At 70.2% G+C, this 23,341-nt stretch carries 24 protein-coding genes; 11 read left to right on the top strand and 13 right to left on the bottom strand.

The window, feature by feature from the left end; translation table 11 throughout:
• Nucleotides 1-8 precede the first annotated feature (8 nt).
• From LWW89_RS11840 to LWW89_RS11900, 13 genes are all read right to left on the bottom strand, one after another.
• Nucleotides 9-1,289, bottom strand: a complete 1,281-nt coding sequence (locus LWW89_RS11840) for a TRAP transporter large permease (protein ID WP_293264383.1) — start codon at nt 1,287-1,289, stop codon at nt 9-11.
• Nucleotides 1,289-1,825, bottom strand: coding sequence for a TRAP transporter small permease (locus tag LWW89_RS11845; RefSeq protein WP_293264385.1), 537 nt, complete (start codon nt 1,823-1,825; stop codon nt 1,289-1,291). Before LWW89_RS11845 ends, LWW89_RS11840 begins: the two co-directional genes overlap by 1 nt.
• A 2-nt stretch (nt 1,826-1,827) precedes the next feature.
• Nucleotides 1,828-2,868 carry a DctP family TRAP transporter solute-binding subunit gene (locus LWW89_RS11850; protein WP_293264387.1) on the bottom strand — a complete coding sequence of 347 codons (1,041 nt, stop codon included), beginning with the start codon at nt 2,866-2,868 and terminating at the stop codon, nt 1,828-1,830.
• A 149-nt stretch (nt 2,869-3,017) separates the two neighbouring features.
• Complete coding sequence (gene murA / locus LWW89_RS11855; RefSeq protein ID WP_293264389.1) at nt 3,018-4,283, bottom strand: UDP-N-acetylglucosamine 1-carboxyvinyltransferase; 1,266 nt, start codon at nt 4,281-4,283, stop codon at nt 3,018-3,020.
• Complete coding sequence (locus LWW89_RS11860; RefSeq protein ID WP_293264391.1) at nt 4,276-4,521, bottom strand: BolA/IbaG family iron-sulfur metabolism protein; 246 nt, start codon at nt 4,519-4,521, stop codon at nt 4,276-4,278. The genes murA and LWW89_RS11860 overlap by 8 nt, the downstream gene beginning before the upstream one ends.
• Before the next feature lie 2 nt (nt 4,522-4,523).
• Nucleotides 4,524-5,339: an ABC transporter permease gene (locus LWW89_RS11865; protein WP_293264393.1), complete on the bottom strand. Its 816-nt coding sequence runs from the start codon at nt 5,337-5,339 to the stop codon at nt 4,524-4,526.
• Nucleotides 5,332-6,240, bottom strand: coding sequence for an ABC transporter ATP-binding protein (locus LWW89_RS11870; protein WP_293264394.1), 909 nt, complete (start codon nt 6,238-6,240; stop codon nt 5,332-5,334). Before LWW89_RS11870 ends, LWW89_RS11865 begins: the two co-directional genes overlap by 8 nt.
• A gap of 58 nt (nt 6,241-6,298) precedes the next feature.
• The gene (locus LWW89_RS11875) at nt 6,299-6,580 is read right to left on the bottom strand and encodes an STAS domain-containing protein (protein WP_293264395.1); all 282 of its coding nucleotides are present in this window, start codon (nt 6,578-6,580) and stop codon (nt 6,299-6,301) included.
• On the bottom strand, nt 6,577-7,206 hold the full coding sequence (locus LWW89_RS11880; RefSeq protein ID WP_293264396.1) for an ABC transporter substrate-binding protein: 630 nt from the start codon (nt 7,204-7,206) through the stop codon (nt 6,577-6,579). The genes LWW89_RS11875 and LWW89_RS11880 overlap by 4 nt, the downstream gene beginning before the upstream one ends.
• 78 nt (nt 7,207-7,284) lie before the next feature.
• Nucleotides 7,285-7,998 carry a VacJ family lipoprotein gene (locus LWW89_RS11885; RefSeq protein WP_293264397.1) on the bottom strand — a complete coding sequence of 238 codons (714 nt, stop codon included), beginning with the start codon at nt 7,996-7,998 and terminating at the stop codon, nt 7,285-7,287.
• Between the two features lie 67 nt (nt 7,999-8,065).
• Nucleotides 8,066-8,539 carry an outer membrane lipid asymmetry maintenance protein MlaD gene (mlaD, locus tag LWW89_RS11890; protein WP_293264398.1) on the bottom strand — a complete coding sequence of 158 codons (474 nt, stop codon included), beginning with the start codon at nt 8,537-8,539 and terminating at the stop codon, nt 8,066-8,068.
• Nucleotides 8,539-9,324, bottom strand: a complete 786-nt coding sequence (mlaE, locus tag LWW89_RS11895; RefSeq protein ID WP_293264400.1) for a lipid asymmetry maintenance ABC transporter permease subunit MlaE — start codon at nt 9,322-9,324, stop codon at nt 8,539-8,541. The genes mlaD and mlaE overlap by 1 nt, the downstream gene beginning before the upstream one ends.
• The gene (locus LWW89_RS11900; protein ID WP_293264402.1) at nt 9,317-10,126 is read right to left on the bottom strand and encodes an ABC transporter ATP-binding protein; all 810 of its coding nucleotides are present in this window, start codon (nt 10,124-10,126) and stop codon (nt 9,317-9,319) included. Before LWW89_RS11900 ends, mlaE begins: the two co-directional genes overlap by 8 nt.
• A 404-nt stretch (nt 10,127-10,530) precedes the next feature.
• Between LWW89_RS11900 and LWW89_RS11905 the strand changes: the two genes are divergently transcribed.
• The 11 genes from LWW89_RS11905 (at nt 10,531) to rfaE2 (ending at nt 23,213) form a co-directional block, all read left to right on the top strand.
• A complete protein-coding gene (locus tag LWW89_RS11905) occupies nt 10,531-12,324 on the top strand; it encodes a type II and III secretion system protein (RefSeq protein WP_293264404.1) in 1,794 nt (597 codons plus the stop codon).
• Nucleotides 12,325-12,650: 326 nt separating this feature from the next.
• The gene (locus LWW89_RS11910; RefSeq protein WP_293264406.1) at nt 12,651-13,409 is read left to right on the top strand and encodes a tetratricopeptide repeat protein; all 759 of its coding nucleotides are present in this window, start codon (nt 12,651-12,653) and stop codon (nt 13,407-13,409) included.
• 23 nt (nt 13,410-13,432) lie between these two features.
• A complete protein-coding gene (locus LWW89_RS11915; RefSeq protein WP_293264408.1) occupies nt 13,433-15,154 on the top strand; it encodes a GspE/PulE family protein in 1,722 nt (573 codons plus the stop codon).
• Nucleotides 15,155-15,156: 2 nt separating this feature from the next.
• Nucleotides 15,157-16,374, top strand: coding sequence for a type II secretion system F family protein (locus LWW89_RS11920; RefSeq protein ID WP_293264410.1), 1,218 nt, complete (start codon nt 15,157-15,159; stop codon nt 16,372-16,374).
• A 10-nt stretch (nt 16,375-16,384) separates the two neighbouring features.
• A complete protein-coding gene (locus LWW89_RS11925; protein ID WP_293264412.1) occupies nt 16,385-17,950 on the top strand; it encodes a hypothetical protein in 1,566 nt (521 codons plus the stop codon).
• Nucleotides 17,947-18,540: a hypothetical protein gene (locus LWW89_RS11930; protein ID WP_293264414.1), complete on the top strand. Its 594-nt coding sequence runs from the start codon at nt 17,947-17,949 to the stop codon at nt 18,538-18,540. The genes LWW89_RS11925 and LWW89_RS11930 overlap by 4 nt, the downstream gene beginning before the upstream one ends.
• On the top strand, nt 18,537-18,938 hold the full coding sequence (locus LWW89_RS11935) for a hypothetical protein (RefSeq protein WP_293264416.1): 402 nt from the start codon (nt 18,537-18,539) through the stop codon (nt 18,936-18,938). Before LWW89_RS11930 ends, LWW89_RS11935 begins: the two co-directional genes overlap by 4 nt.
• Complete coding sequence (locus LWW89_RS11940; RefSeq protein WP_293264418.1) at nt 18,935-20,488, top strand: hypothetical protein; 1,554 nt, start codon at nt 18,935-18,937, stop codon at nt 20,486-20,488. Before LWW89_RS11935 ends, LWW89_RS11940 begins: the two co-directional genes overlap by 4 nt.
• A complete protein-coding gene (locus LWW89_RS11945) occupies nt 20,485-21,231 on the top strand; it encodes a type II secretion system protein (RefSeq protein WP_293264420.1) in 747 nt (248 codons plus the stop codon). Before LWW89_RS11940 ends, LWW89_RS11945 begins: the two co-directional genes overlap by 4 nt.
• Nucleotides 21,232-21,486: 255 nt before the next feature.
• Complete coding sequence (locus tag LWW89_RS11950; RefSeq protein ID WP_293264422.1) at nt 21,487-22,725, top strand: GGDEF domain-containing protein; 1,239 nt, start codon at nt 21,487-21,489, stop codon at nt 22,723-22,725.
• Entirely contained in the window at nt 22,722-23,213 is a 492-nt protein-coding gene (gene rfaE2, locus LWW89_RS11955; protein WP_293264424.1) for a D-glycero-beta-D-manno-heptose 1-phosphate adenylyltransferase, read from the top strand. The genes LWW89_RS11950 and rfaE2 overlap by 4 nt, the downstream gene beginning before the upstream one ends.
• Nucleotides 23,214-23,341 lie beyond the last annotated feature (128 nt).

The following is a 23,341-nucleotide window of genomic DNA, read 5'->3' on the forward strand; positions in this document are numbered from 1 at the left end:
CGGACGGCTTACAGGTAGCCCAGGTGGCGCGGCAGCCACAGGGCGATTTCCGGCACGAAGGTGACCAGGAACATGGTGCCGGCCATGGCCACCACCATCCACAGCACCCAGGGGATGGTGGATTCCATCGACACCCCGGCCATGCGGCAGGTCACCATCAGGTTCACCCCCAGGGGCGGGTGGAACTGGCCCAGGGCCATGTTCATGGTGATGATGATGCCGAACCACACCAGGTCCCAGTGGAAGTGCTGGGCGATGGGGATGAGCAGGGGCAGGAAGATGAAGTAGATGGAGATGGCGTCGAGGAACATGCCGGCGATCAGCAGCAGCAGCTGGATCGCCAGCAGCATCCCCACCTCGGGCAGGTTGGCACCGAGCAGGGCCGCCGCCAGGTGGTCGAAGGTGCCCAGGGTGTTGCTCGCCCAGGCGAACACGCTGGCCAGGGCCACCACGGTGAGGATCACCGAAGAGATCTCGGCGGATTCCACCAGCACCTCGTAGACGTCCTTCCAGGACAGCGAGCGATAGATCACCATGCCCACCACCACGCCGTAGGCCACCGCCACCACCGCTGCTTCGGTCGGGGTGAAGAAGCCGGAGCGCATGCCGCCGAGGATGATCACCGGAGCGAGCAGGCCCCAGCCGGCTTCCTTCAAGCTCTGCCAGAAGGGCGGGCGCGGCTCGGCCGGTTCGGCTTCGAAGCCGTGGCGCACCGACAGCCACCAGGCCACCAGGATCAGGGTCAGGCCGGAGAGGATGCCCGGGATCATGCCGGCGGCGAACAGGGCCGGCACCGAGGCCTGGGGCACCAGCAGGCTGTAGATGACGAAGGCGATCGACGGCGGAATGAGGATGTCGGTGGAACCGGCGGCGGCGATCACCCCGGCGGTGAACGAGCGCGGGTAGCCGGCCTTGAGCATGGACGGGAGCATCACCGCCCCCACCGCCGCCGAATCCGCCGGGCCGGAGCCGGAAATGCCGCCCAGGATCATCGCCACCAGGATGGCGACGATGGCCAGGCTGCCGCGGCGCTGGCCGACCACCGCCGAGGCGAAGCGCACGATGGTGGCGGCCACCCCGGCCCGCTCGAAGATCAGGCCGGCGATGACGAACACCGGGATGGCCATCAGCGGGTACTTGGCGATGCCGGTATAGACGTTGGTGGGGATCGACATCACCCCCAGCCCGGTGGCGGCCACCACCACGCCGCCGGCTACGCCCATGGCCACCGCCAGGGGCACGCCGGAGAACATCAGGACGGCGAACAGGCCGAACAAGAGCCAATCCATCAGACGCCCTCCCGGCCGGCGCGCAGGGCGGCCACGATGCGTTGCACCAAGCGCACCACCACCAGGGCCGACAACAGCGGCAGCCAGACGGTGTACAGCCACTGGGGAATGTCCAAGGACGGCGAGGTGACTTCGAACTGGTAGTCGTCCCAGGCCATGCGCGCGCCCAGGCCCGTCAGGGCGGCGAAGGCCAGCAGCGAGGCGCCGTAGCCGAGCAGGCGCGTCCAGTAGCGCACCGCCGGACCGCGCCGTTCGACGAAGAAGGCGATGGCGATGTGGTGGTGGCGGACGAAGGCGTGGGACGCCCCCACCAGGGTCATCACCACCAGCAGCCAGACCGAGATTTCCTCGGTAAAGGCGAACGAGATGTCGGTGAAGTAGCGCACCACCACGTTGGCCAGGGTGATCAGGCAGAGCAGGCCCATGGTCAGCGCCATCAGGGCCCGCTCGATGCGGTCGAGCAGGGGGAGAGGAGCGGGCAGCCGCCCCCCCTCCCCGGGCGCCGTGGCGCCGGGGAGGCTTTGGGAGTCGGCCATGATTACTTCTTCTGGGAGGCGGCGATGGCGGCTGCGGCCTTCTTCACCAGGGGCTCGCCGATGGTCTTGCTCCATTTGGCGTAGACCGGGCGGGTGGCGGCCACGAACTGCTCGCGCTCGGCGGCGGTGGGCACGGTGACGGCGACGCCAGCGGCCTCGATCTGCTTGAGCAGGGCGGGGTCGGCGGCGGTCAGGCCCTTGCGCGCCTTGTCCACGTTCTCGCGGCCGGCCTGGAGCGCCGCCTGGCGCACCGCTTCCCGGTCCGACGGGGACCAGCTGGCCCAGACGTCCTTGTTGACCACGAAGATCAGGGGATCGGCCACGTAGTGCCACAGGGTCAGGTGCTTCTGCCCGACGGTGGACAGGCGGGCGGCGACGAACACCGACAGGGGGTTCTCCTGGCCGTCCACGGCGCCGGAGGCCAGGGCCGGTTGGGCGTCGGCCCAGCTCATCTGGGTCGGGTTGGCGCCCAGGGCGGAGAAGGTCTCGTTATAGAGGGGCGATCCCACCACCCGCAGCTTCATGCCCTTCAGGTCGGCCGGAGTGCGCACCGGGCGCTTGGAATTGGACAGTTCGCGGAAGCCGTTCTCGCCCCAGGCGAGAGGCACCACCTGGTGGCGTTCCAGCACCTTGAACAGCTCCTGGCCCACCTCGCCCTGGGTCAGGGCGTCCATGGCCCGGTAGTTGGGCATCAGGAAGGGCAGGGAGAACAGGTTGAGTTCCTTGACCTGGGGCGACCAGTTGATGGTCGAGCCCACGGCCAGATCGATCACCCCCTGGCGGATGGCGGTGAATTCCCGGGTCTGGTCCCCGCCCACCAGGGAGGTGCCGGGGTAGAGCTTGATGTTGATCCGGCCCTGGGTCTTTTCCTTGACCAGCTCGGCCCAGCGCTCGCCGGCCTGGCCCCAGGGGAAGGCGGTGCCGAGCACGGTGGACAGCCGGTATTCGGCCCGGTAGGACTGGGCCTGGGCGTGCGCGGCGACGCCGCCGAAGAGAATTCCGACCGCCGCCAGGGCGGCAAACAATGCCTTGGGTTTACGCATGACTCCTCCACGATTTTTTGCATGTTCTCGGTTGGCTCGCCCTGAGGGCAGGGCGAGCGCCCGATTATGGGAGGGATGCGCGCCGCCGGCAATATGACGGCGGCGGGGCCTGCGGAATGCCGCCGGCGGCTGTCGGCAGCGGCCGGCGCTTACGGAATGCGCCGGACCCGGGCGCCGAGCTTGGAGAGCTTTTCCTCGATGCGCTCGTAGCCCCGGTCCAGATGGTAGATGCGCTCGATGACGGTCTCCCCCTGGGCCGCCAGGCCGGCGATGACCAGGGAGGCAGAGGCGCGCAGGTCGGTGGCCATCACCGTGGCCCCTTGCAGGGCCGGCACGCCGGTAACCACCGCGGTGTTGCCGTCGATGCGGATGTCGGCCCCCAAGCGCATCAGCTCCACGGCGTGCATGAAGCGGTTTTCGAAGATGGTCTCGCGGATCACCCCGGCCCCGTCGGCGACGCAGTTGATGGCCATGAACTGGGCCTGCATGTCGGTGGGGAAGGCCGGGTACGGCGCGGTGCGCAGGCTCACTGCCTTGAGGCGCTTGGGTGCCTTGATCAGGATCGACTCGCGCTCGCAGGCGATGTCGCAGCCGGCGTCGAGCAGCTTGTCCACCACCACGTCCAGGTAGGCCGCCGAGGTACGGGTCAGGCGCACCTCGCCGCCGGTGGCGGCGGTGGCGCACAGGTAGGTGCCGGTCTCGATGCGGTCGGGCATGATCGAGTGGGTGGCCCCGTGCAGGCGCTCCACGCCGTGGATGCGGATCACGTCGCTGCCGGCGCCGGAGATGCGGGCGCCCATGCTGATCAGGCAGTTGGCCAGGTCCACCACCTCGGGTTCCCGGGCGGCGTTCTCGATCACCGTCTCGCCTTCGGCAAGGCAGGCGGCCATCATCAGGTTCTCGGTGCCGGTCACGGTGACCATGTCGGTGCAGATGCGGGCGCCCTTGAGGCGGCCGTTGGCGGCAGTGACCTTGGCGTGCACGTAGCCCTGCTCGACGTGGATCTCGGCGCCCATGGCTTGCAAGCCCTTGATGTGCTGGTCCACCGGCCGGGCGCCGATGGCGCAGCCGCCGGGCAGGGACACCTTAGCCTCGCCGTGCCGGGCCACCAGGGGACCGAGCACCAGCACAGAGGCGCGCATGGTCTTGACCATCTCGTAGGGCGCCACCGGGTTGTTCAGGCCGGCGCCCTCGAGCACCACCCCGTCCACACCGTCCAGGGTCACGCCCACGCCCATCTGGGCGAGCAGGCGCAGCATGGTGGCCACGTCCTTGAGGTGCGGCAGGTTGGTCAGGGTCAGGGGTTCGGCCGACAGCAGGCCGGCACAGAGGATCGGCAGGGCGGCGTTCTTGGCCCCGGAGATGGCGATTTCGCCGGCCAGGGGCAGGCCGCCTTCGATGGCAAGCTTATCCACGCTGGGCCTCCCATTCGTCGGGGGTCAGGGTCTTCAGCGCCAGGGCGTGGACCAGGTCGTCCTGCATGCTGGCGCCCAGGGCCTGGTAGACCAGTTGGTGCTGGCGCACCCGGGACAGGCCCTTGAAGGCGTCGCTGACGATGAGCGCCTGGAAATGGCGTCCGTCGCCGTCCACCGCCAGGTGCTGGCAGGGTAGTCCGGCCTTGAGGGCCGCTTCCAGGTCTTGGATTGTTACCATGGTTAAGCTCGCAGTTTGTAGCCGCGCTTGAGCAGCGCGAGGGTAAAGGCCGCGGTGAGGAGGAAGCCCCCCAGCACCACCGCCAGCGACAGCCCCGGGGCCACGTCGGACGCGCCGAAAAAGCCGTAGCGGAAGCCGTCGATCATATAAAACACCGGGTTGAAGCGCGAAATCCCCTGCCAGAAGGCCGGCAGGGAGTGGATCGAATAGAACACGCCGGACAGCATGGTGAGGGGCATCACCAGGAAGTTCTGGAACGCCGCCAACTGGTCGAACTTGTCGGCCCACATGCCGGCGATCAGGCCCAGGGCGCCCATCAGGGCGCCGCCCAGGAGGGCGAAGGCCAGCACCCAGCCCGGCGCGGCCACGGCGAAGCCGGCGTCCGGCACGGCCAGGGCCACCACGGTACCCGTCACCGCCAGCACCCCGGCCCCCACCACCAGCCCGCGCAGGGCCGCGGCCAGGACGAAGGCGGCGAAGAAATCCAGGTAGGACAGGGGCGGCAGCAGGACGAAGACGATGCTGCCGGTGACCTTGGACTGGATCAGGGACGAGGATGAGTTGGCGAAGGCGTTCTGCAACACCGACATCATCGCCAGGCCGGGGATCAGGAAGGCGGCGTAGCGCACGCCGTGGACCGCCACGTGGGAGTCCAGCACGTGGGCGAAGATGAGCAGGTAGAGCAGTGCGGTGAGCACCGGCGCCGCCACGGTCTGGAAGCCCACCTTCCAGAAGCGCAGCATTTCTTTCTTGAACAGGGTCTGGAAGCCGAGCCAGCGGTCCGGCGTGGCCGGCGGGCGGGCGTGCAGGTCAGCCATGGGCGCCCTCTCGCAGCAGGTTCACAAAGACATCCTCCAGGTCTGGCGGAAGGACGCGCAGGTCTTCGACACTACAGCCCGATTCCCGCAGCCGGGCCAGGGTCGGCTCCAGTTCGGCGGCGCCGGCCAGGGCCAGGCGCAGGCCACGCCCGTCGGCCACGGCCCGGGCCGCCAGGTCGGCGGGAAGGCGGGCCGGATCGGCCAGGCGCACCCACAGGGCGTGGCCGGAGAAACGGGCCAGAAGGTTGGCCGTGGTGTCGAGAGCCACCACCTTCCCCTGTTTCATCATGGCGATGCGCCCGCACAGGGTTTCCGCCTCTTCCAGGTAGTGGGTGGTGAGGATGATGGTGTGGCCCTGCTCATTGAGCTGGCGCACGAAGGCCCACAGCCCCTGGCGCAGCTCCACGTCCACCCCGGCGGTGGGTTCGTCGAGGACGATCACCGGCGGCTTGTGCACCAGAGCCTGGGCCACCAGCACCCGGCGCTTCATGCCTCCGGAGAGGCGGCGCATGTTGGTGTTGGCCTTGTCGGTGAGGTCCAGGGCAGCCAGGATTTCGTCGATCCAGTCGTCGTTGCGGGTCAGGCCGAAGTAGCCGGACTGGAAGCGAAGGGTTTCGCGGACGGTGAAGAAGGGGTCGAACACCAGCTCCTGGGGCACCACGCCGAGCAGGCGGCGGGCAGCCCGGTAGTCGGCCACCACGTCGCGGCCGAGCACTTGCAGGCGGCCGCTGTCGGGCCGGGCCAGGCCGGCCAGGCAGGAGATCAGGGTGGTCTTACCGGCGCCGTTGGGGCCGAGGAGGCCGAAGAACTCGCCTTCGTCGATCGACAGGCTGAGGCCGTCCAGGGCGGCCAGGGCACCGAAGCGTTTGACCACTCGGTCGATGGAAACGGCAATGGCCATGGAACAGCGGGAGAAAGGGAGCGGGAAAACGAAACGGAACCGACCGGCCGGGGCGCCGTCAGGCGGCCAGGGCCAGGCCGAGGAGGCCGTCCAGGTCGTAGAGGGCGGCCAGGGCGGACAGGGCCGGCGGCGCAGCGGTGACCGCCAGGGGGCGACCGGCGGCGCGGGCCCATTCGAGCAGCACGGCGAGGCCTGACGAATCCACCGCTTCGACCCCCGCCAGGTCCACCCCGGCGGAGGCCTGAGACAGATGGGCCAGCCCCGCCGCCAGCAAGGCGGCGGCACTGGCCATGGTCATGGGGCCGGAGACGCAGAGGCGCCCGTCCTTGAGTGCGATCATTTGCGCTCCGCCGCCTTGGCTTCCGAAGCCTTGTTCTTGGTCTGGAGGGACTTGATCAGGCCGTCCACACCACCGGCGCGCACTTCCTGGGTGAAGGTGTCGCGGTAGTTGGTGACCAGGGAGACGCCCGCCACCACCACGTCAAAGACCTTCCAGCCCTCGTCGAGCTTTTCCAGGTTGTAGTCGATCTGCACCGGCTTGCCGCCGGGCTGGTTGACCTGGGTGCGCACCAGCACCTCGGTGTCGGCCGGCTGCATCTTGAACGGCTTGTACTCGATGGTCTGATTCTTGTAGGCGGTCAGGGCATTGGAGTAGGTGCGCACCAGCAGGGTACGGAACTCGGTCACCAGCACCTTCTTCTGGTCGGGGTTGGCCTTGTTCCAGTCCCGGCCCATGGCCAGGGCGGTCATGTGGTTGAAGTTAAAGTGGGGCAGCACCTTGGCCTCGACCAGGGCGATGGCCTTCTGGGTGTTGCCGCTCTGGATGTCCTTGTCGCCGCGCACGATCTGCAGCACGTCCTCGGTGACGCGCTTGACCAGTGCGTCGGGAGCGTCGTCGGCCATGGCCGGGGCGGCGCAGGCCAGGGCAAGCAGGGTCGAGGCGAGGGAGAGAAGTCGTTTCATCATCGCGTTTCCGTCTGGCTGGGGTAAAAAAGCCACGCGGGACTGGCGTCCCGCGGCGGCGTCTCTGTCATGGGTGGACGCTTATTCGTCGTCGTCCTTGGGGCGCGGCGGATTCCCGTCGTACACCAGGTTGCGCCGGCGTTGCAGGTAAGCGTCACGCAGGTAGCTGTACTTGTCCAGGGCCGCCTCGTCGATCACCTTCTCGGCGGGCAGCAGTACGGCCCGGTTGTTCACCAGGCGCACGCCCCACAGGGAGTTGCGCACCGCCACCTGGTGGGGATAGTAAGAGAGGGGGTCGGTCAGCAGGTCCACCGCCAGGCCGCCGCTGTCGCGCACGTCGCGGGGGCCGGCGACCGGCAGGACCACGTAGGGCCCGGGTTCGGCCCCCCAGCGGCCGAGGGTCTGGCCGAAGTCTTCCTCATGCTTTTCCAGCCCCATCGGGGTAGCCACGTCGAATACGCCGAGGATGCCCACGGTGGAGTTGATCAGCAGGCGGCCGAGGTCGCTCGCTGCGTCCGCCGGCTTGCCCTGAAGCAGGTTGTTGACCCCGATCCACAGGTCGCCGATGTTGTCGAAGAAGTTGGTGACGCCGGTCTTCACCGGGGTCGGCAGCACGTAGTCGTAGCCCTGGGCGACGGGCTTGAGGGCGTACTTGTCCACGCCCTCGTTGAAGGCGAAGACGGCCCGGTTCTGGCGCTCCCAGGGGTCCTTGGGGTTTTCGCCGGTGGTGGCGCAGCCGGTCAGCACCAGACTGGCGAGAAGACTCAGGGCGGCAAGTTTGCGGATCGAAGTCACGGCGTGTCCTGAAAGGTTTGGTCGTGAGAGGGTTGGCAAGGGCGGCAGCGGCACGGCGCCGGCCGGGTCACTTCTTGTCGGCGTCGCCTTCGGACGCCTTGTTGAACATGAACTGGCTGATCAACTTTTCCAGCACCACGGCGGACTGAGTCTTGGCGATGGTGTCGCCGGGCTGGAGCTTCTTCTCCTCGCCGCCCACGTCGAGGCCGACGTAGTTCTCGCCGAGCAGGCCGGCGGTGAGGATGGAGGCGAAGGTGTCCTTGGGGAAGCGGTAGCGGGACTCGATGTTGAGGGTCACCACGGCTTCGTAGGTCTCGGGGTCGAAGCGGATGTCGGCCACCCGGCCCACCACCACGCCGGCACTCTTGACCGGGCCGCGCACCTTGAGGCCGCCGATGTTATCAAAGCGGGCCTCGAGGCGGTACGTCTCGGCGAAGTTGGCGGCGGACAGGTTGCCCACCTTGAGGGCGAGGAACAGGACGGCGGCGATGCCGACGGCGACAAAGGCGCCGACCCACAGGTCGAGCACGGTACGTTTCATCAGAGTCCCCGGAACATGAACGAGGTGAGTACGAAATCGAGCGCCAGGATGGCCAGCGCCGAGGTGACGACGGTGCGGGTGATCGCCGCCGACACGCCCTCGGCGGTCGGCGTGGCGTCGAACCCTTCGAAGACGGCGATGAACGAGACGGCGATGCCGAACACCACGCTCTTGATCACGCCGTTGAGCACGTCGGTGCGGAAATCCACGGAAGCCTGCATCTGGGACCAGAAGGCGCCGTCGTCGACGCCGATGAACTGGACGCCGATCAGCCAGCCACCGAAGATGCCCATGGCCGAGAACAGGGCGGCCAGGAGGGGCATGGAGATGACCCCGCCCCAGAAGCGCGGCGCCACCACCCGGGCGATCGGGTTGACCGCCATCATGTCCATGGCCTTGAGCTGCTCCGAGGCTTTCATGATGCCCACCTCGGCGGTGATCGACGACCCGGCCCGGGAGGCGAACAGCAATGCCGCCACCACCGGCCCCAGCTCCCGCACCAGGGAGAGGGCCACCAGGATGCCCAGGGCCTCGGAAGAGCCGTAGCGCTGCAAGGTGTCGTAGCCCTGGAGGCCCAGCACCAGGCCGACGAACAGGCCCGAGACCAGGATGATCACCAGGGACATCACGCCGGAGAAGAACACTTCCCGGATGGTCAGGTTGAAGCGCACCAGGGCGGTACCGGAATGGGTCAGGATGGCCCAGAAGAAGCGGGCGGCAAAACCGAGCCGCCACAGCGAATCGACCACGGACGCCCCCAGGCGGGACAGCAGGCGCTTAAGCACGACGGGGCTCCAGCAGGGAGGCGATGGGCGGCGCCGGGTAGTGGAAGGGCACGGGCCCGTCGGCCTCGGCATGGACGAACTGGTGCACGAACGGGTCGGTGGAATTGCGGATCTGGTCCGGCGTGCCTTCGGCCACCACGCGGCCGTTGGACATGAAGTAGATGTAATCCACGATCTGCAGGGATTCCTGGATGTCGTGGGTCACCATGATCGAGGTCGCCCCCAAGGCGTCGGTGAGCTTGCGGATCAACTGGCCGATGATGCCCAGGGAGATGGGGTCCAGGCCGGTGAACGGCTCGTCGTACATCACCAGCATCGGGTCCAGGGCCACCGCCCGGGCCAGGGCCACCCGGCGCGCCATGCCGCCGGACAGCTCCCGGGGCGCCAGCCGGGCCGCGCCGCGCAGGCCCACGGCCTGGAGCTTCATGGCCACCAGGTCGGCTACCAGGGATTCGGGCAGGTCGGTGTGCTCGCGGATCGGGAAGGCCACGTTGTCGAACACCGACATGTCGGTGAACAGGGCGCCGAACTGGAACAGCATGCCCATGCGCCGGCGCAGGGCGTACAACTCGGCCTCGTCCATGGCCGCCACCTCGCGGCCGTCCACCCGCACCTCGCCCGAGGACGGCCGCAGCTGGCCGCCGATCAGGTTGAGCAGGGTGGTCTTGCCGCAGCCGGACCCGCCCATGATGGCCACCACCTTGCCCCGGGGGAAACGCATGTTGATCCCGGACAGGATGGGGCGATCCGCATCGTAGGCGAAGTGCAGGTCGCGGATTTCGACGAGACTCTCGGAAGTCACGGCTGGCAAAAAAGTCCTGGAGAAATAACGGCCTGGGCATCGGCGGCAACACTGCCACCAGCACATTGGAATGGGCAGCCGAACGGCGCCCGGAGGCCTGACAAAGGTGCGCATTGTAGCAGAAGCGCCTTTCCGCCCAGCCCCGGAATTCTCTGCGCCCCAGGTACGTGACATTTCCGCGACAGTCTGGCTACAATCCAGAAACAATTCCAACATCATAAAAAAAACCCAGCAGCATTCTTCCAGGGGAGGTTGCTGTGCCAGACGGTTCGTTCATCCATCCACCGCCACCTCGCGGACTGCCATGGCGCCGCCGCATCCGTGGGGCCATGCCTTGGCTGGCCCTGGCATTTCTGGCGACCGCCTGTTCCGCACCCGCCCCCCGGCCTCCCTCGTCAGCCCACTTGACTGAAACGGACACCCTTCGGCCCACGCCGGGCACCCCGCCCCCGCTGGTGACCCAGCCCCTGTTCCTTCCGCCGCCCAAGCCCGGCGCGGCACCCCGCACCGAGGTCTACTCGGTAGTCGTTAACAACGTAAAGGTCCACGACCTGCTGTTCGCCCTGGCCCGGGACACCAAGGTCAACGTGGACATCCACCCCGGCATCGCCGGCACGGTCACCCTCAACGCCATCGACCAGACCCTGCCCCAGATCCTCGCCCGCATCGCCCGGCAGGTGGATCTGCGCTGGGAGCTGGACGGCCCGAATCTGGCGGTGATGCCCGACACGCCCTTCCTGCGCCACTACAAGGTGGACTACGTCAACATGAGCCGGGACACCAGCGCCACCGTGTCCCTGGCCACCCAGCTGGCCACTGGCGCGGCGGTGGCGGGCACCGCCACCGGAACCACCGCCCCAGCACCGGGCGCCACCAGCAACAATTCCCTGACCCGCATCGAGAACAAGGCCCAGAACCGTTTCTGGGAGACCCTGATCGCCAACGTCCGCGACATCCTGCGCGAAACCGACAAGCTGCTGCCCGAGGGGTCCAGCGAGACCGTGGTGGAGCAGGCCGCCAGCCAGACCACCACCGGCACCGGTGCCACACCCCACGCCGGCACCGGCCGGTCCCTGTCCGCCGCCGCCAATGCCGCCGCGGCCGGCAGCATCGCGGCCAGCCCCAACCCGGCCTCGCTCCAGGGCAATGGCACCACGGTGGTGCGGCGCTCCACCTTCCGCGAAGCGGCCTCGGTGATCGCCCATCCGGAAAGCGGCGTGGTCACGGTGCGGGCCACCTCCCGCCAGCACGAGCGCATCCGGGAATTTCTCGACCGGGTGCTGGCTTCGGCCCGCCGCCAGGTGCTGATCGAGGCCACCATCGCCGAGGTCCATCTGACCGAGAACTTCCGCCAGGGCATCGACTGGAGCCGCCTGCCCCTGGGCAGCAAGGGCTTCACCCTGCAAACGCCGAGCGCCACCGGCTTCTTCGCTGCCGGCAGCCGCCTGGCCGAACTGGCCTATCGCAACCCAGACTCGCGCCTGGGCGGCATCGCCGCATCGATCAGCCTGCTGGAGAGCTTCGGCACAGTGAAGGTGCTGTCCAGCCCGAAGATGAGCGTTCTCAATAACCAGAGCGCCATCCTCAAGGTGGTGGACAACCAGGTGTTCTTCACCATCAAGGCCGACACCACCCAAAACCAGACCAGCACCGTCACCACCTTCACCACCACGCCCAATTCGGTGCCGGTGGGCATCGTCATGAACGTCACGCCCCAGATCGGCGATGGCGACACGGTGATCCTCAACATCCGCCCCAGCATCTCGCGCATCATCGGCCAGGTGCGGGACCCCAACCCGGCCCTGAAGAAGAGCGCCAGCAACGGCTTCGCCGAGGACATCGTCAGCCAGATCCCGGTGATCCGCACCCGGGAGATGGAATCGGTACTGCGCATCGAGAACGGCAACATCGCCGTCCTGGGCGGGCTGATGGAAGACAGCGTGGACAACCAGGACGAGGGCATCCCCGGCCTGCACCGGCTGCCCGGCCTCGGCGCCCTGTTCACCAACCGCAACGACGCCACGGCCAAGGGCGAGCTGGTGATCTTCCTGCGCCCGACCATCGTCCGCGACGCCAGCCTGGCGGGGGACTACGCCGCCCTGCGCGAACAATTGCCCGGCCCCGCCTTCCTCCAGGGCGATACGCCCCGCTGGCAGCTGGCGCCGGCCACGCCGCTGGATGGAGGCCAGCGCCCATGACCTGGGGCCACCACCCGGCCGTCGATGGGTATCCCACCCCGGCCACCGCGGCACTCTCCCTGGCGGAAGCGGAGCCGCCCCGACACCGCGAACCGACCAAACCGACCGCCCGGTGCGACGCCCCGTGGGGGGAAGCCCCCCCAGAGGCCGGGTCAGCACCGGCAACCCCGCGCCCCTATTGGCTTTGGGGTGCGGGAGCGCTCACCACGGCGCTCCTGGTCGCTGCCGTCCTGGCCTGGCACCCACCGTTCGGTGCCGCCCCGGCAAACGCATCTGCCAGCGCCGCACCGCTGCACCTTGCCCCGGCCGCCACAGCCGACAGCCCCGTGCCCCCCACCAACTTGGCCGCCCCGGCAGACCCCGAGGCGGTAACGACCCCCTCGACCCAAACACCCCGCAACGCCCCCACTACGCCACCAGACCGCAAACGGGTGCCAAACAACGCCACGGCTATCGATGCCACCGACACCCCCATCTTCCGCCGCCATGCCCCTGACACAGGAACCAACCCCCTCGACCGCCCCCATGCCCTGCTCCAGGCCGGTCGGCTCGACGAGGCGGAGCAGGCCTACCGGGCCATAGTGCATACCGATCCGCACAACCCGGACGCCCTGACGGCCCTGGGCCTGCTGGCCGCCCGGCGCGGGGAGATGGAACGGGCCGCGGCGCTCTACGGCCGCGCCCTCGTCGCCGATCCCCGCCACGGCCCTGCCCTGGCCGGGCTGACGGGGCTCCAGGGCGAGCACGCAGCCACCGGCGAGAGCCGGCTGAAGGCCCTGCTGACCGGCGATCCGGGCAACGCCGCCCTGCACTTCGCCCTGGGCAACCTGCTGGCCGGACAGCAACGCTGGAGCGAGGCCCAGCAGGCTTTCTTCGCCGCCCACAGCGCCGCCCCCGACAACCCGGACGCGCTCTACAACCTAGCGGTGGCCCTGGACCGTCTGCACCGACCGCCCCTGGCCGCCCGCTACTACCGCCTCGCCCTGGACGCGGCCCACGAGCGACCGGCGGGGTTCGACACCCGGCTCGCCCAGGCCCGCCTGGAAGCGCTGGCCCCGGCAGTCCCCGGGGCCGCCACGCCCTGAGCCGTATTCCCCTGGACCCCGCCATGGCGCCCCACCCCCAACTCCACCACACCCTCGGCGACATCCTCATCGCCCGGGGCCTGGTCAGCGCGGACCAGATGCACATCGCCCAGCGGGAGCGGGCCAAGACCGGCCAGCCGATCGGCCGCCTGCTGGTTGAACTGGGCTTCATCGCCGAGGCCGCCCTGCGCCAGGCCCAGAGCGAAAGCCAGGGCCGGGAGGGCGTGGACCTGGCCCATGCCCTGCCCGACCCCCAGGCCCTGGCCCTGCTGCCCCGCCACCTGGCCGAACGGCACCGGGCCTTGCCCCTGGCCTTCGACGCCGAAACCCGGTGCCTCACCCTGGCAATGGCCGACGCCGACGACATCATGGCCCTGGACCGGCTCCGCGCCCATCTGGGCGACGACGTGGCGGAAGTGCGCCTCCTGGTGGCCGGCGAGGCCGAGATCGAGCGGGCCATCGACGCCCACTACGGTCACGAGCTGTCCATCGACGGCATCCTGCACGAACTCGAAACCGGCAGCGCCGAGCCTCGCCCGCCGTGGCCGGCAACCGGGCACCACGGCCCGGAGGATTACGGCCAGCCGGTGGTACGCCTGATCGACGCCCTGTTGGCGGATGCCGCCCGGCAGGGCGCCTCGGACATCCATTTCGAGCCGGAAGCCACCTTCCTGCGCATCCGCTACCGCATCGACGGCCTGCTGCGCCAGGTGCGGATGCTGCACAAGAGCCACTGGCCGGCCATGGCGGTACGGCTCAAGGTCATCGCCGGCATGGACATCGCCGAGAGCCGGGCACCCCAGGACGGCCGCGCCACCCTCACCCTGGGCGGTCGCCCGGTGGATTTTCGCGCCTCCAGCCAGCCCACCCTACACGGCGAGAACCTGGTGCTGCGCATCCTCGACCGGCACAAGGGCATCGTCCCCCTGGACGGTCTGGGCATGAGCGGGGACCAGCTCGCCCAGCTCGACACCATGATCGCCCGCCCGGAAGGGCTGATCCTGTTCACCGGCCCCACCGGCAGCGGCAAGACCACCACCCTGTACTCGATCCTCAGCCACCTCAACCGGCCCGAGATCAGCATCATGACCCTGGAAGATCCGGTGGAATATCCCCTTCCCCTGGTGCGCCAGACCTCGGTGGCCGAAAGCGGCCTGGACTTCGCCACGGGCATCCGCACCATGATGCGCCAGGACCCGGACGTGATCCTGGTGGGCGAAATCCGTGACGGCGAGGGCGCCGCCATGGCCTTCCGCGCCGCCATGACCGGCCACCAGGTGTATTCCACCCTGCACGCCAACTCGGCCCTGGGCGCCTTTCCCCGCCTGCTCGACATCGGCGTCTCGCCGGACCTGCTGGCCGGCAACGTGATCGGCGTGGTCAGCCAGCGCCTGGTGCGTCGCCTCTGCCCCCACTGCAAGACCGGCCGCCCCGCCGATGCCCGGGAACGGCGCCTGCTCGGCCTGGCCCCGGAATCTCCCGCCCCCCTGCTGTACCGCCCCGGCGGCTGCGCCCACTGCAACCGGCAGGGCTACCGGGGCCGCCTGGCGGTGATGGAGGTCCTGCGTATGAACGCCGAGCTGGAGGAACTGGTCGCATCCCGCGCCCGCCAGCGGGCCCTGGGCGAGGCCGCCCGGAGCGCCGGATTCCGCTCCCTGGCCGAGGACGGCACCGCCCGGGTCCTGGCCGGCGACACCGCCCTGGAGGAGTTGGCCCGGGTGGTGGACCTGACCGGGCGGCTGTAGCCATGCGCTTCGCCTACCGCGCCATCGACGCCGACGGCCGCCGGGTACGGGGCCAGATCGACGCCGCGGGCCTGGCCGACCTGGAGGCGCGCCTGGGCCGCCTCGGCCTGGACCTGGTGAGCGGCGCACCGTTCCACACCAACAGTTTCAGCCTGGGTCTCGGCCTTGGCCCGGATCGCCTCCTGCCGCGGCGCGAACTGATCGACCTGTGCTTTCACCTCGAACAGCTGTACCGGGCCGGCGTGCCCCTCCAGGACGGCCTGACCGACCTGCGCGACACCCTGGACAGGCCCCGCAGCCGCCGGGCCGCCGCCGCCCTGGCCGAAGCAGTGGCCGGCGGCCAATCCCTGTCCCAGACCATGGCCGCCCAGGGCCGGACCTTTCCGCCCCTGGCGGTGAACCTGGTGCGGGCAGGGGAAGCCAGCGGCCGCCTGGCCGAGGTACTGGCCAGCCTGGGGGACACCCTGAAATGGGAGGATGAACTGGCCGCCCACACCCGCCGCGCCCTGACCTACCCGGCCTTCGTGGCGGTGGTGGTGCTGGCTGCCACCGGCTTCCTGATGGTCTACCTGGTGCCCCAGCTCAAGCAGTTCGTGCGCGGCATGGGCCAGGCGCTGCCGTTGCAGACCCGGGCCCTGTTCGCCGTCTCCGACCTGCTGGCGCGGCACTGGCCGACACTGCTGCTCCTGCCCCCGCTCCTGCTGGCCCTGGGCACAGCCCTCTGGCGCACCAGCCCCCGGCTGCGCCTCGCCACCGACGGCGCACTGCTGCGCCTGCCCTTGATCGGCGGGTTACTGCTGAAACTCGCCCTGTCGCGCTTCGCCGCCACCTTCGCCCTGCTCTACGGCGCCGGCATCCCGGTGCTGGAAGGACTGGGCATCACCCGGCAGGTGGTCGGCAACCGGGCCGTCCGCCAGGCCCTGGCCCGGGCCGAAACCCAGATCGCCCAGGGCAGCGGCATCGCCGCCGCCTTCGCCCACACCGGCCTGTTCCCGCCCCTGGTGCTGCGCATGCTGCGGATCGGCGAGCAGACCGGCGGACTGGACCGGACCCTGGCCAACGTCGGCTATTTCTACACCCGGGACGTGCGGGACGGCGCCGCCCGGCTCCAGTCCCTGGTGGAACCGGCCCTGACCCTGATCCTCGGCGCCCTGCTCGGCTGGGTGATGCTCGCGGTGCTGGGGCCGGTGTACGACACCCTCGGGCACATCAAGGCGTAGCACGGCCCCCATGCCCCACCTCATCCTCTACCTGAACGCCCAGGGCCTGACCCTCTACCGAGCGGGGCCAACGGGCTTGCGCGCCGCCGCACGGTTTTCCGCCGACGACGCAGGCCACGCCGCCTTCCGTCATCACCTGGATGGCGAAACGGACGCCAGCCCCTGCCTGGTGCTCGCCGACCTGGCCGAGGAGGACTTCCAGGAAATCACCGTGCCCCGCCTGTCCGCCCCGGAACGCCGCACGGTGATCGCCCGCCGCCTGGAACGGACCTTCCCCGCCACGCCCTACGCCACGGTGCTGTCCCGCGCCCCCATCCCCGGCGGCCGCCGCCGCGAGGAGCGCCTGCTGCTGGCCGCCCTGACCGCCCCGCGACTGCTGGCGCCCTGGCTGGATGCCCTGGCCGACGCGGGCCGCCCCGTGGCCGGGCTCCACTCCGCCGCCCAACTGGCGGCGCCCCTGGCCGCCCGCCTGGGGCTGCACCGGCTTGACGCCTGCCTGCTGCTGACGTTCCAGGACGGCCACCTGCGGCAGACCTACCTGGTCCGGGGCTCCTTGCGACTGAGCCGCCTGAGCCCGCTGACCGTGCCTGCCGCCCAGGCTTCCGATCCAAACGCCGTGTTCCAGGCGGCGCACCGGGAAGCCGAACTGCTGGCCCGCTACCTGCGCAGCCAGGGCCTGTGGCAGCCCAAGGAAAGCGCTCCCCTGGCGGCCTGCCTGATTGCACCCGGCACGACCCAGGCCCCCGAAAGCCCATCGGCAAAACCGCTGCACGAGGACGTCCCCCACCCCACGCTCTTGGTCCAACTCCGCTGGCTCGACCCGGCCCTCGCCCTCCCGTGCCCTAACGGCTCGACCCCTACCGCCGACCTGCCCGCAGCGCTGCCGACCTTGCTGGCACGGCATCCCCCGGCAGCCCAATTCGCCCCGCCGCTCCTGCGCCGCCGCTATCGCCTCTGGCAAGCCGGCCGCCTGCTGCCTCGCCTGGGCGCCCTCACCCTGCTGCTCTGCCTGTCGATCGGCCTGTGGCAATGGCACCGGGCCGCCATTCTGGAACGGGAGGGCCAGCAACTGGCCCGGCAAGCCGCGGCGGCGGAAGAACGCTACCGGACCGGGCTGGCCGCCCTGCCGCCCGCCCCCGCCGACCGGGATACCCTGCGGGCCGTGGTCGGCCGCTACCAGGCGCTGGAACGCCAAAGCCCGTCGTTCGAGCCTCTCCTGCACGCCCTCGGCCGGGCCCTGGCCGCCGCCCCGGAAATCGAACTGACCCGCCTGGAATGGTCCCGGGAGGTCCAGACCGGCGACGGGGGCGATACCCCACCCCGGCAAACGGATGCAGCGGGAACGCTGCGGGCCGAACTGCACGGCACCCTGCGCCCGGCCGGCGATCCCTCGCCCCGCGCCGCCATGGCCGCGTTCACCGCCTTCACCCGGCGGCTGGCCGAGGCGACCGGCACGCCGCCAACGGTGCTGCAAGCGCCCTACGACCTGTCACCGGGCGCGACGCTGCGCAGTGGAAGCCATGGCGAAAGCGCCGCCCCGGCCTTTACCTTCGGCCTGGAGGTTTCCGCGCCATGACCTGGTTCCTGCCCACCCGCACCGAGCTGGCCGGCCTGCGCCGTCCCTTGGCGTTCACCCTGGCACTGATGGCCCTGGGCGCATTGGCCCTGGCCGGGGGCGGCTACGCCCTCACCCAGGCGGAACGGGGCCGGACCGCCGCCGATGCCCGCCTCCGGGACGCCGCCAGCCGGCTGTCCCGCATCGAGGACGAAGCGCAGGACATCCGCCACCACGCCGAGCAGTTCGCCCGCCTGCAACGCCGCGGCATCCTGGACGGCGGGCGGCTGGAGTGGGTCGAAACCCTGGCCGGCCTCGGCCGGCACCTGGCGCCGGCCGCCCTGGAGTATGAGTTCGCCCCGCGCCAGCCCCTGGGCGACGCCGGCGGCTACGTCTTCCACCGCACCCCCATGGCCCTGCGCCTGCGGCTGGCCCACGAGGGGAAATTGTTCGCCCTGCTCGGCGCCCTGGAGCAGGAGGCCCGGGCCCGGGTGGTGGTGCGCCGCTGCCGGCTGCAACGCCTTGCCCCCGACGGCACCGCCACCGCTGCAACGTTGGAGGCCGACTGCGCCCTGGACTGGATCGCCGCCGAGAAAGCGCCCCGGCCATGAAGCCCGCCTTCGCCCCCCTCATCGTTCCCCTCATGGCCCTGCTCCTGTCCCTGGCCCCCTGGCCGGCAACCGGCCAGGGGGCTCCGGAGCGCCTGTTCTTCACCGCCGAAGAGCGCCGGCAACTGGATGCGCGCCGCCACGACGGCCTCGTCGGCGCCGCGGCAGACACCGCCCTGCGCCTGGACGGCCTGGTGGTACGCGGCGACGGCCAGCGCGTCCTGTGGCTGAACGGCCATCCCCACTCGCGCCCCTGGCCGGACGGTTTCGCCCCAACCCAACGAGGAGCCCATCAGGGCGACCAGGAACTGCGTCCCGGCGACGGCCTGGATGGCGCCGGACATCACCATCCGCTGCTTCCCGCCGGCGCCATCACCATACGCCGCAGCACGACGCCATGAGCCGATCCGCCCGCAAACTCGCCGGCCCCCCCCGGGCGCACGCCCAGCAACGCGGCGCCGCCCTGTTCCTCCTGCTGGCCCTGGTCGGGGTGGCCGCCGCCGGACTCCTGGTCACCGGCCTGGCCCGCCTCGACCTCACCGGGGAACGTCGCCGCTTCAACGCCCAGGTACTGCAACAGGCCCGGGAGGCCTTGATCGCCTACGCCATCACCTACCCGGAAAGCAGCGGCAAGTCCTACGTGCCCGGCCACCTGCCCTGCCCCGACCTGGGCACCGGCAGCGAAGGCGTTGCCGCCTCCACCTGCGGCGGCCGGGGCGTGAGCGCTCTCGGCCGACTGCCCTGGCAGACCCTGGGCCTGCCGCCCCTCAAGGACTACGACGGCCACTGCCTGTGGTACGCCGTGTCCGGCAGCTTCAAGACCGGTACCAAACCCTACCTGCTCAACTGGGATTCCCCCGGCCAGTTCGCCATCCGGGCCAGCAGCGGCAGCGCCTGGCTGGCCGGCCCCGCCCCCAGCGATCTGGCCGCCGTGGTGGTGTTCGCCCCCGGGCCGGCCCTGGCGGGCCAGAATCGCCTCGCCTCAGGCAGCGGCGAATGCGGCCAGGACAGCGATCCTAGCCATTTTCTCGACCGGGTCGTCCTGGCCGACGGTAGCGCGGTCGACAACGCCTTCCTCAACCCGGCCATCGATGGCGTCACCCTCCTCGCCCAACCCGACGCCGGCCGGGATGCCAACGACCAGCTCGCCTGGTTACAGCCCCGGGATCTGTTCGGCACCGCCCAAGCTCCCCGGGGGATCGCCCGGCGCGGCGATTTTGCCGCCGCCCTGTACGACCCGGCCTATCTGCGCAACGGCCCATCTCCGGCCCTGGCGCAGCGGATCGCCGACTGCCTGACATCCTTCGCCGCCGGCAACGCCTACCGGCGCCTGCCCTGGGCCAGCCCCCTGGCTCTGACCGGCACCGCCCCCAACACCTTCGACAACGACGCCTTCAAGGACGCCGCCGGCCTGCTGGCCGGCCGGGTACCCTTCCACGTCTGGCTGAGCCACCAGGCCACCGGCAAGAGCAACGCCAGCCCGGGCCTGGCGGCCTGCAACGGCAGCGCCAGCGCTTCCTGCCGCCTGCTGCGCACCGACAACTGCCCCGCCGGTTGGGACCGGGTGGCGGGCAGCCCCACCGCCGCCAATAGCCCAGATGGCTGGTGGGATAAGTGGAAGGACCACTTCTTCTACGCCGTCGCCCCGGACTTCCAGCCGGCCCAGGCCGGCAACGGCACCTGCGCCGGCAACTGCCTCTACGTGGACGGCGCCGGCCCCTACGCGGCCCTGGTGATCTTCGCCGGCCGCGCCACCGCCGGCCAACGCCGCCAGACCCAGGCCGAACGCAACGACCCAGCCAACTACCTGGGCGGCACCAATGCCGCTGCCCTGCTCAACGCCCAGCCCGGCAGCGCCGGTTTCGGCCGCTACAGCCAAGCCAGCGGCAACGACCGCATCGTCTGCATCCGCCGCGACCTCAGCCTGGACCTGGCCTGCACCACGCCATGACGCGCCATTCCCCGCTCCTCCCGCGAGGCTTCACCCTGGCCGAACTGGCGGTGGTGCTGGTCATCGCCGCCTTCCTGATCGGCGGCCTCGCCATCCCACTGAGCGGCCAGCTCGAACTGCGCAGCCGCCAGGAAACCCGGGCCACCCTGGACACTGTCCGGGAGGCCCTGCTCGGCTTTGCCGCCGTCCACGGCCGGCTGCCCTGCCCGGCCAGCGCCACCAGCAACGGCATCGAATCGCCCGACGGCGGCGGTGCCTGCAGCAACCCCTACGACGGCTTCCTGCCCGCCGCCACCCTGGGCGTCGGCCCGGTGGATGGGGCCGGGTTCGCGCTGGACAGCTGGGGCAACCGACTGCGCTACGCCGTGGCCACCGCCCAGTCCGGCGCCTTCACCACCAGCGGCGGCCTCCAGGCCAACTGGCCGGACGTGTTCGCCCAATCCGGCAAGCTGCGTCTGTGCAGCGCCGGCCCGGCCAGCGGCAGCGGCGCGACGGCGAACTGCCCCGCCGGCAGCACCGCCCTGGCCCGGGATGCGGTGGCGGTGGTGCTCTCCCTCGGGCGGGACGCCACGGCCAACGGCACCGACCAGACAGAGAACCAGGACAGTCCGGGCAACCCGGTCTTCGTCAGCCACGACCCGGCCCCCGCCGGCAGCCCCGGCGGCGAATTCGACGACCTGGTGTTATGGATTTCCCCCGGCGTGCTGGGCAGCCGGCTGCTTGCCGCCGGGCGCCTGCCTTGATGCCTGGAAGCCTGGACCGGCCGAGCGGTAAAATGCGCATTACTGCCGTTTTGCCACCGGCCATTCGGCTTATCCTAGGCCCGTATTCCGGCATCCCGTGTTCCGGCCCACTCCCTGCACTCCCTGCACTCCCTGCACTCCCTGCACTCCCGCATCGCCATCCCATGCCGCACCGACCGCTCCAGCCCGCCATCCCAGAGGGAATGCCGCTCCGGCCTCCCCAGGGGCACGGCTGCGCCGGCAGCGCCTGAACCGATGCCCGCCTCCCCCCACTTCACCCTCGACCTGCGCACCCTGCATCTGGTCATCTTGCTGGTCGGGATGGTGTCTGCCGGCGCCCTGTGGCTCACCGGGCGGCGCCACGCGGCCATGCCCGGGGTCCGGGACTGGGCCTGGAGCACGGCCCTGATGGCTCTGGGCGGCCTGGGGATTTCCCTGCGCGGCATCGTGTGGGCGCCGATTTCCATCGTCGCCGCCAACGCCTGCATCATCGCCGGCAACGCCCTGCTGTGGCGGGGGATGAATACCTTCCGCGGGCTGCCGGTGCATTTCGGCCAGGTGCTGTTTCCCACTGTGCTGACCGTCCTTTTCCAGTCCATTGCCCTGGGGCTTGGGCCGGACTGGCTGAGCGGCCGCATCGTCTTCACCTCGATCATGGTCGGCGGCCTGGAACTGCTGATCGCCCATGCCCTGCTGCGCCCGGCGGCCCAGCCGACCACCATCGTCCACCGCCTGATGGCGGCCCTGGCCCTGGTGGAAGCGGCCAACCACGGCACCCGCATCCTCGTCACCCTGGCCGAGGCGCCCACCGGCGACTACCTGGGGGGCGACCTCTACCAGAGCCTCTTCATCCTGATCGCCCTGGTGCTGGGCATCGCCAAAATCCTGGGACTGCTGACCCTGATCGGCGACCGCCTCCAGAGCGAGCTCAATCGGGCCGCCAGCCACGACTTCCTCACCCAGCTGCCCAACCGCCGCGCCTTCACCGAGCAGGCCGGCCACGAGGTCGCGCGCATCGCCCGCAACGGCCGGCCGGCCACCCTGCTGCTGATCGACTTGGATCACTTCAAGGACCTCAACGACAGCCGCGGCCACGCCACCGGCGACGCCGCCCTGCAAGCCTTCAGCCGGCTCCTGGTCGGCTGCCTACGCCAGCATGACCTGGGCTGCCGCTATGGCGGCGAGGAATTCTGCGTGCTGCTGCCCGATACCGGCCACAGCGAGGGCCATGCCGTGGCCGAACGCATCCGCCAGGCGGCCGAAATCATGGCAGCCCAGGGCCAGGGCACCACCGTCAGCATCGGCCTGACCGCCATCGCCCCCGGCCAGGGCCTGGAAGACGCCATCAACCGAGCCGACCAGGCCCTCTACGCCGCCAAGCACGCCGGACGCAACCGCGTGGAGGAAGCGGGGATGGCCGTCGCTGGCCATGACGCCCCACACCTGTACTCCCACTCCACTCCCCAACAATCCCAACCCATTTCCACCCCATGACCGCCTACCCCGCTCCCGACTTCGAAGCCAAGATCTGCCCGCCCGACCAACTGGCCACTCGCGCCGCCACCCTGCCCCGCCCCCTGGTGTTCACCAACGGCTGCTTCGACATCCTGCACCGGGGCCACGTCACCTACCTGGCCCAGGCCCGGGCCCTGGGCGCGGCCATGATCGTGGCCCTCAACTCGGACGCCTCGGTGAAGCGCCAGGGCAAGGGCGACGACCGGCCCATCAACATCCTGGAAGACCGCCTGGCGGTGATGGCCTCCCTCGGCTGCGTGGACCTGGTGACCTGGTTCGACGAGGACACCCCCATCGCCCGCATCCTGGACGCCCGCCCCACCGTGCTGGTGAAGGGCGGCGACTGGCCCGTGGAGCGCATCGTCGGCGCCCCGGAAGTGCTCGGCTGGGGCGGCACGGTCCATTCCATCCCCTTCCGCCACGAGCGTTCCACCACCGCGCTGGTGAACAAGATCCGCGCGCTGTAACGATTCGGGGTAGGCATCCTCCGTCATCCATCCCTGAACCGTCCCGTTCCCTCGCGCCCCGTCCCCTCGCCATAAAAGCAAAACCGCCGGCCCAAAGGGCCGGCGGCTCACGGGAAACACACCCAGGC

The organism is Oryzomicrobium sp. (assembly GCF_021287045.1).
Classification (GTDB): Bacteria; Pseudomonadota; Gammaproteobacteria; order Burkholderiales; family Rhodocyclaceae; genus Oryzomicrobium.

Bases quoted from the DNA above. Each gene is read 5' to 3' on its own strand.
- LWW89_RS11880 (WP_293264396.1), bottom strand. From the start codon at position 7,206: ATGATGAAACGACTTCTCTCCCTCGCCTCGACCCTGCTTGCCCTGGCC.
- rfaE2 (WP_293264424.1), top strand. From the start codon at position 22,722: ATGACCGCCTACCCCGCTCCCGACTTCGAAGCCAAGATCTGCCCGCCC.
- LWW89_RS11950 (WP_293264422.1), top strand. From the start codon at position 21,487: ATGCCCGCCTCCCCCCACTTCACCCTCGACCTGCGCACCCTGCATCTG.
- LWW89_RS11845 (WP_293264385.1), bottom strand. From the start codon at position 1,825: ATGGCCGACTCCCAAAGCCTCCCCGGCGCCACGGCGCCCGGGGAGGGG.
- LWW89_RS11860 (WP_293264391.1), bottom strand. From the start codon at position 4,521: ATGGTAACAATCCAAGACCTGGAAGCGGCCCTCAAGGCCGGACTACCC.
- LWW89_RS11875 (WP_293264395.1), bottom strand. From the start codon at position 6,580: ATGATCGCACTCAAGGACGGGCGCCTCTGCGTCTCCGGCCCCATGACC.
- LWW89_RS11930 (WP_293264414.1), top strand. From the start codon at position 17,947: ATGACCTGGTTCCTGCCCACCCGCACCGAGCTGGCCGGCCTGCGCCGT.
- LWW89_RS11920 (WP_293264410.1), top strand. From the start codon at position 15,157: ATGCGCTTCGCCTACCGCGCCATCGACGCCGACGGCCGCCGGGTACGG.
- LWW89_RS11840 (WP_293264383.1), bottom strand. From the start codon at position 1,289: ATGGATTGGCTCTTGTTCGGCCTGTTCGCCGTCCTGATGTTCTCCGGC.
- LWW89_RS11870 (WP_293264394.1), bottom strand. From the start codon at position 6,240: ATGGCCATTGCCGTTTCCATCGACCGAGTGGTCAAACGCTTCGGTGCC.
- mlaD (WP_293264398.1), bottom strand. From the start codon at position 8,539: ATGAAACGTACCGTGCTCGACCTGTGGGTCGGCGCCTTTGTCGCCGTC.
- LWW89_RS11935 (WP_293264416.1), top strand. From the start codon at position 18,537: ATGAAGCCCGCCTTCGCCCCCCTCATCGTTCCCCTCATGGCCCTGCTC.
- LWW89_RS11865 (WP_293264393.1), bottom strand. From the start codon at position 5,339: ATGGCTGACCTGCACGCCCGCCCGCCGGCCACGCCGGACCGCTGGCTC.
- LWW89_RS11850 (WP_293264387.1), bottom strand. From the start codon at position 2,868: ATGCGTAAACCCAAGGCATTGTTTGCCGCCCTGGCGGCGGTCGGAATT.
- LWW89_RS11940 (WP_293264418.1), top strand. From the start codon at position 18,935: ATGAGCCGATCCGCCCGCAAACTCGCCGGCCCCCCCCGGGCGCACGCC.
- LWW89_RS11915 (WP_293264408.1), top strand. From the start codon at position 13,433: ATGGCGCCCCACCCCCAACTCCACCACACCCTCGGCGACATCCTCATC.
- LWW89_RS11945 (WP_293264420.1), top strand. From the start codon at position 20,485: ATGACGCGCCATTCCCCGCTCCTCCCGCGAGGCTTCACCCTGGCCGAA.
- LWW89_RS11925 (WP_293264412.1), top strand. From the start codon at position 16,385: ATGCCCCACCTCATCCTCTACCTGAACGCCCAGGGCCTGACCCTCTAC.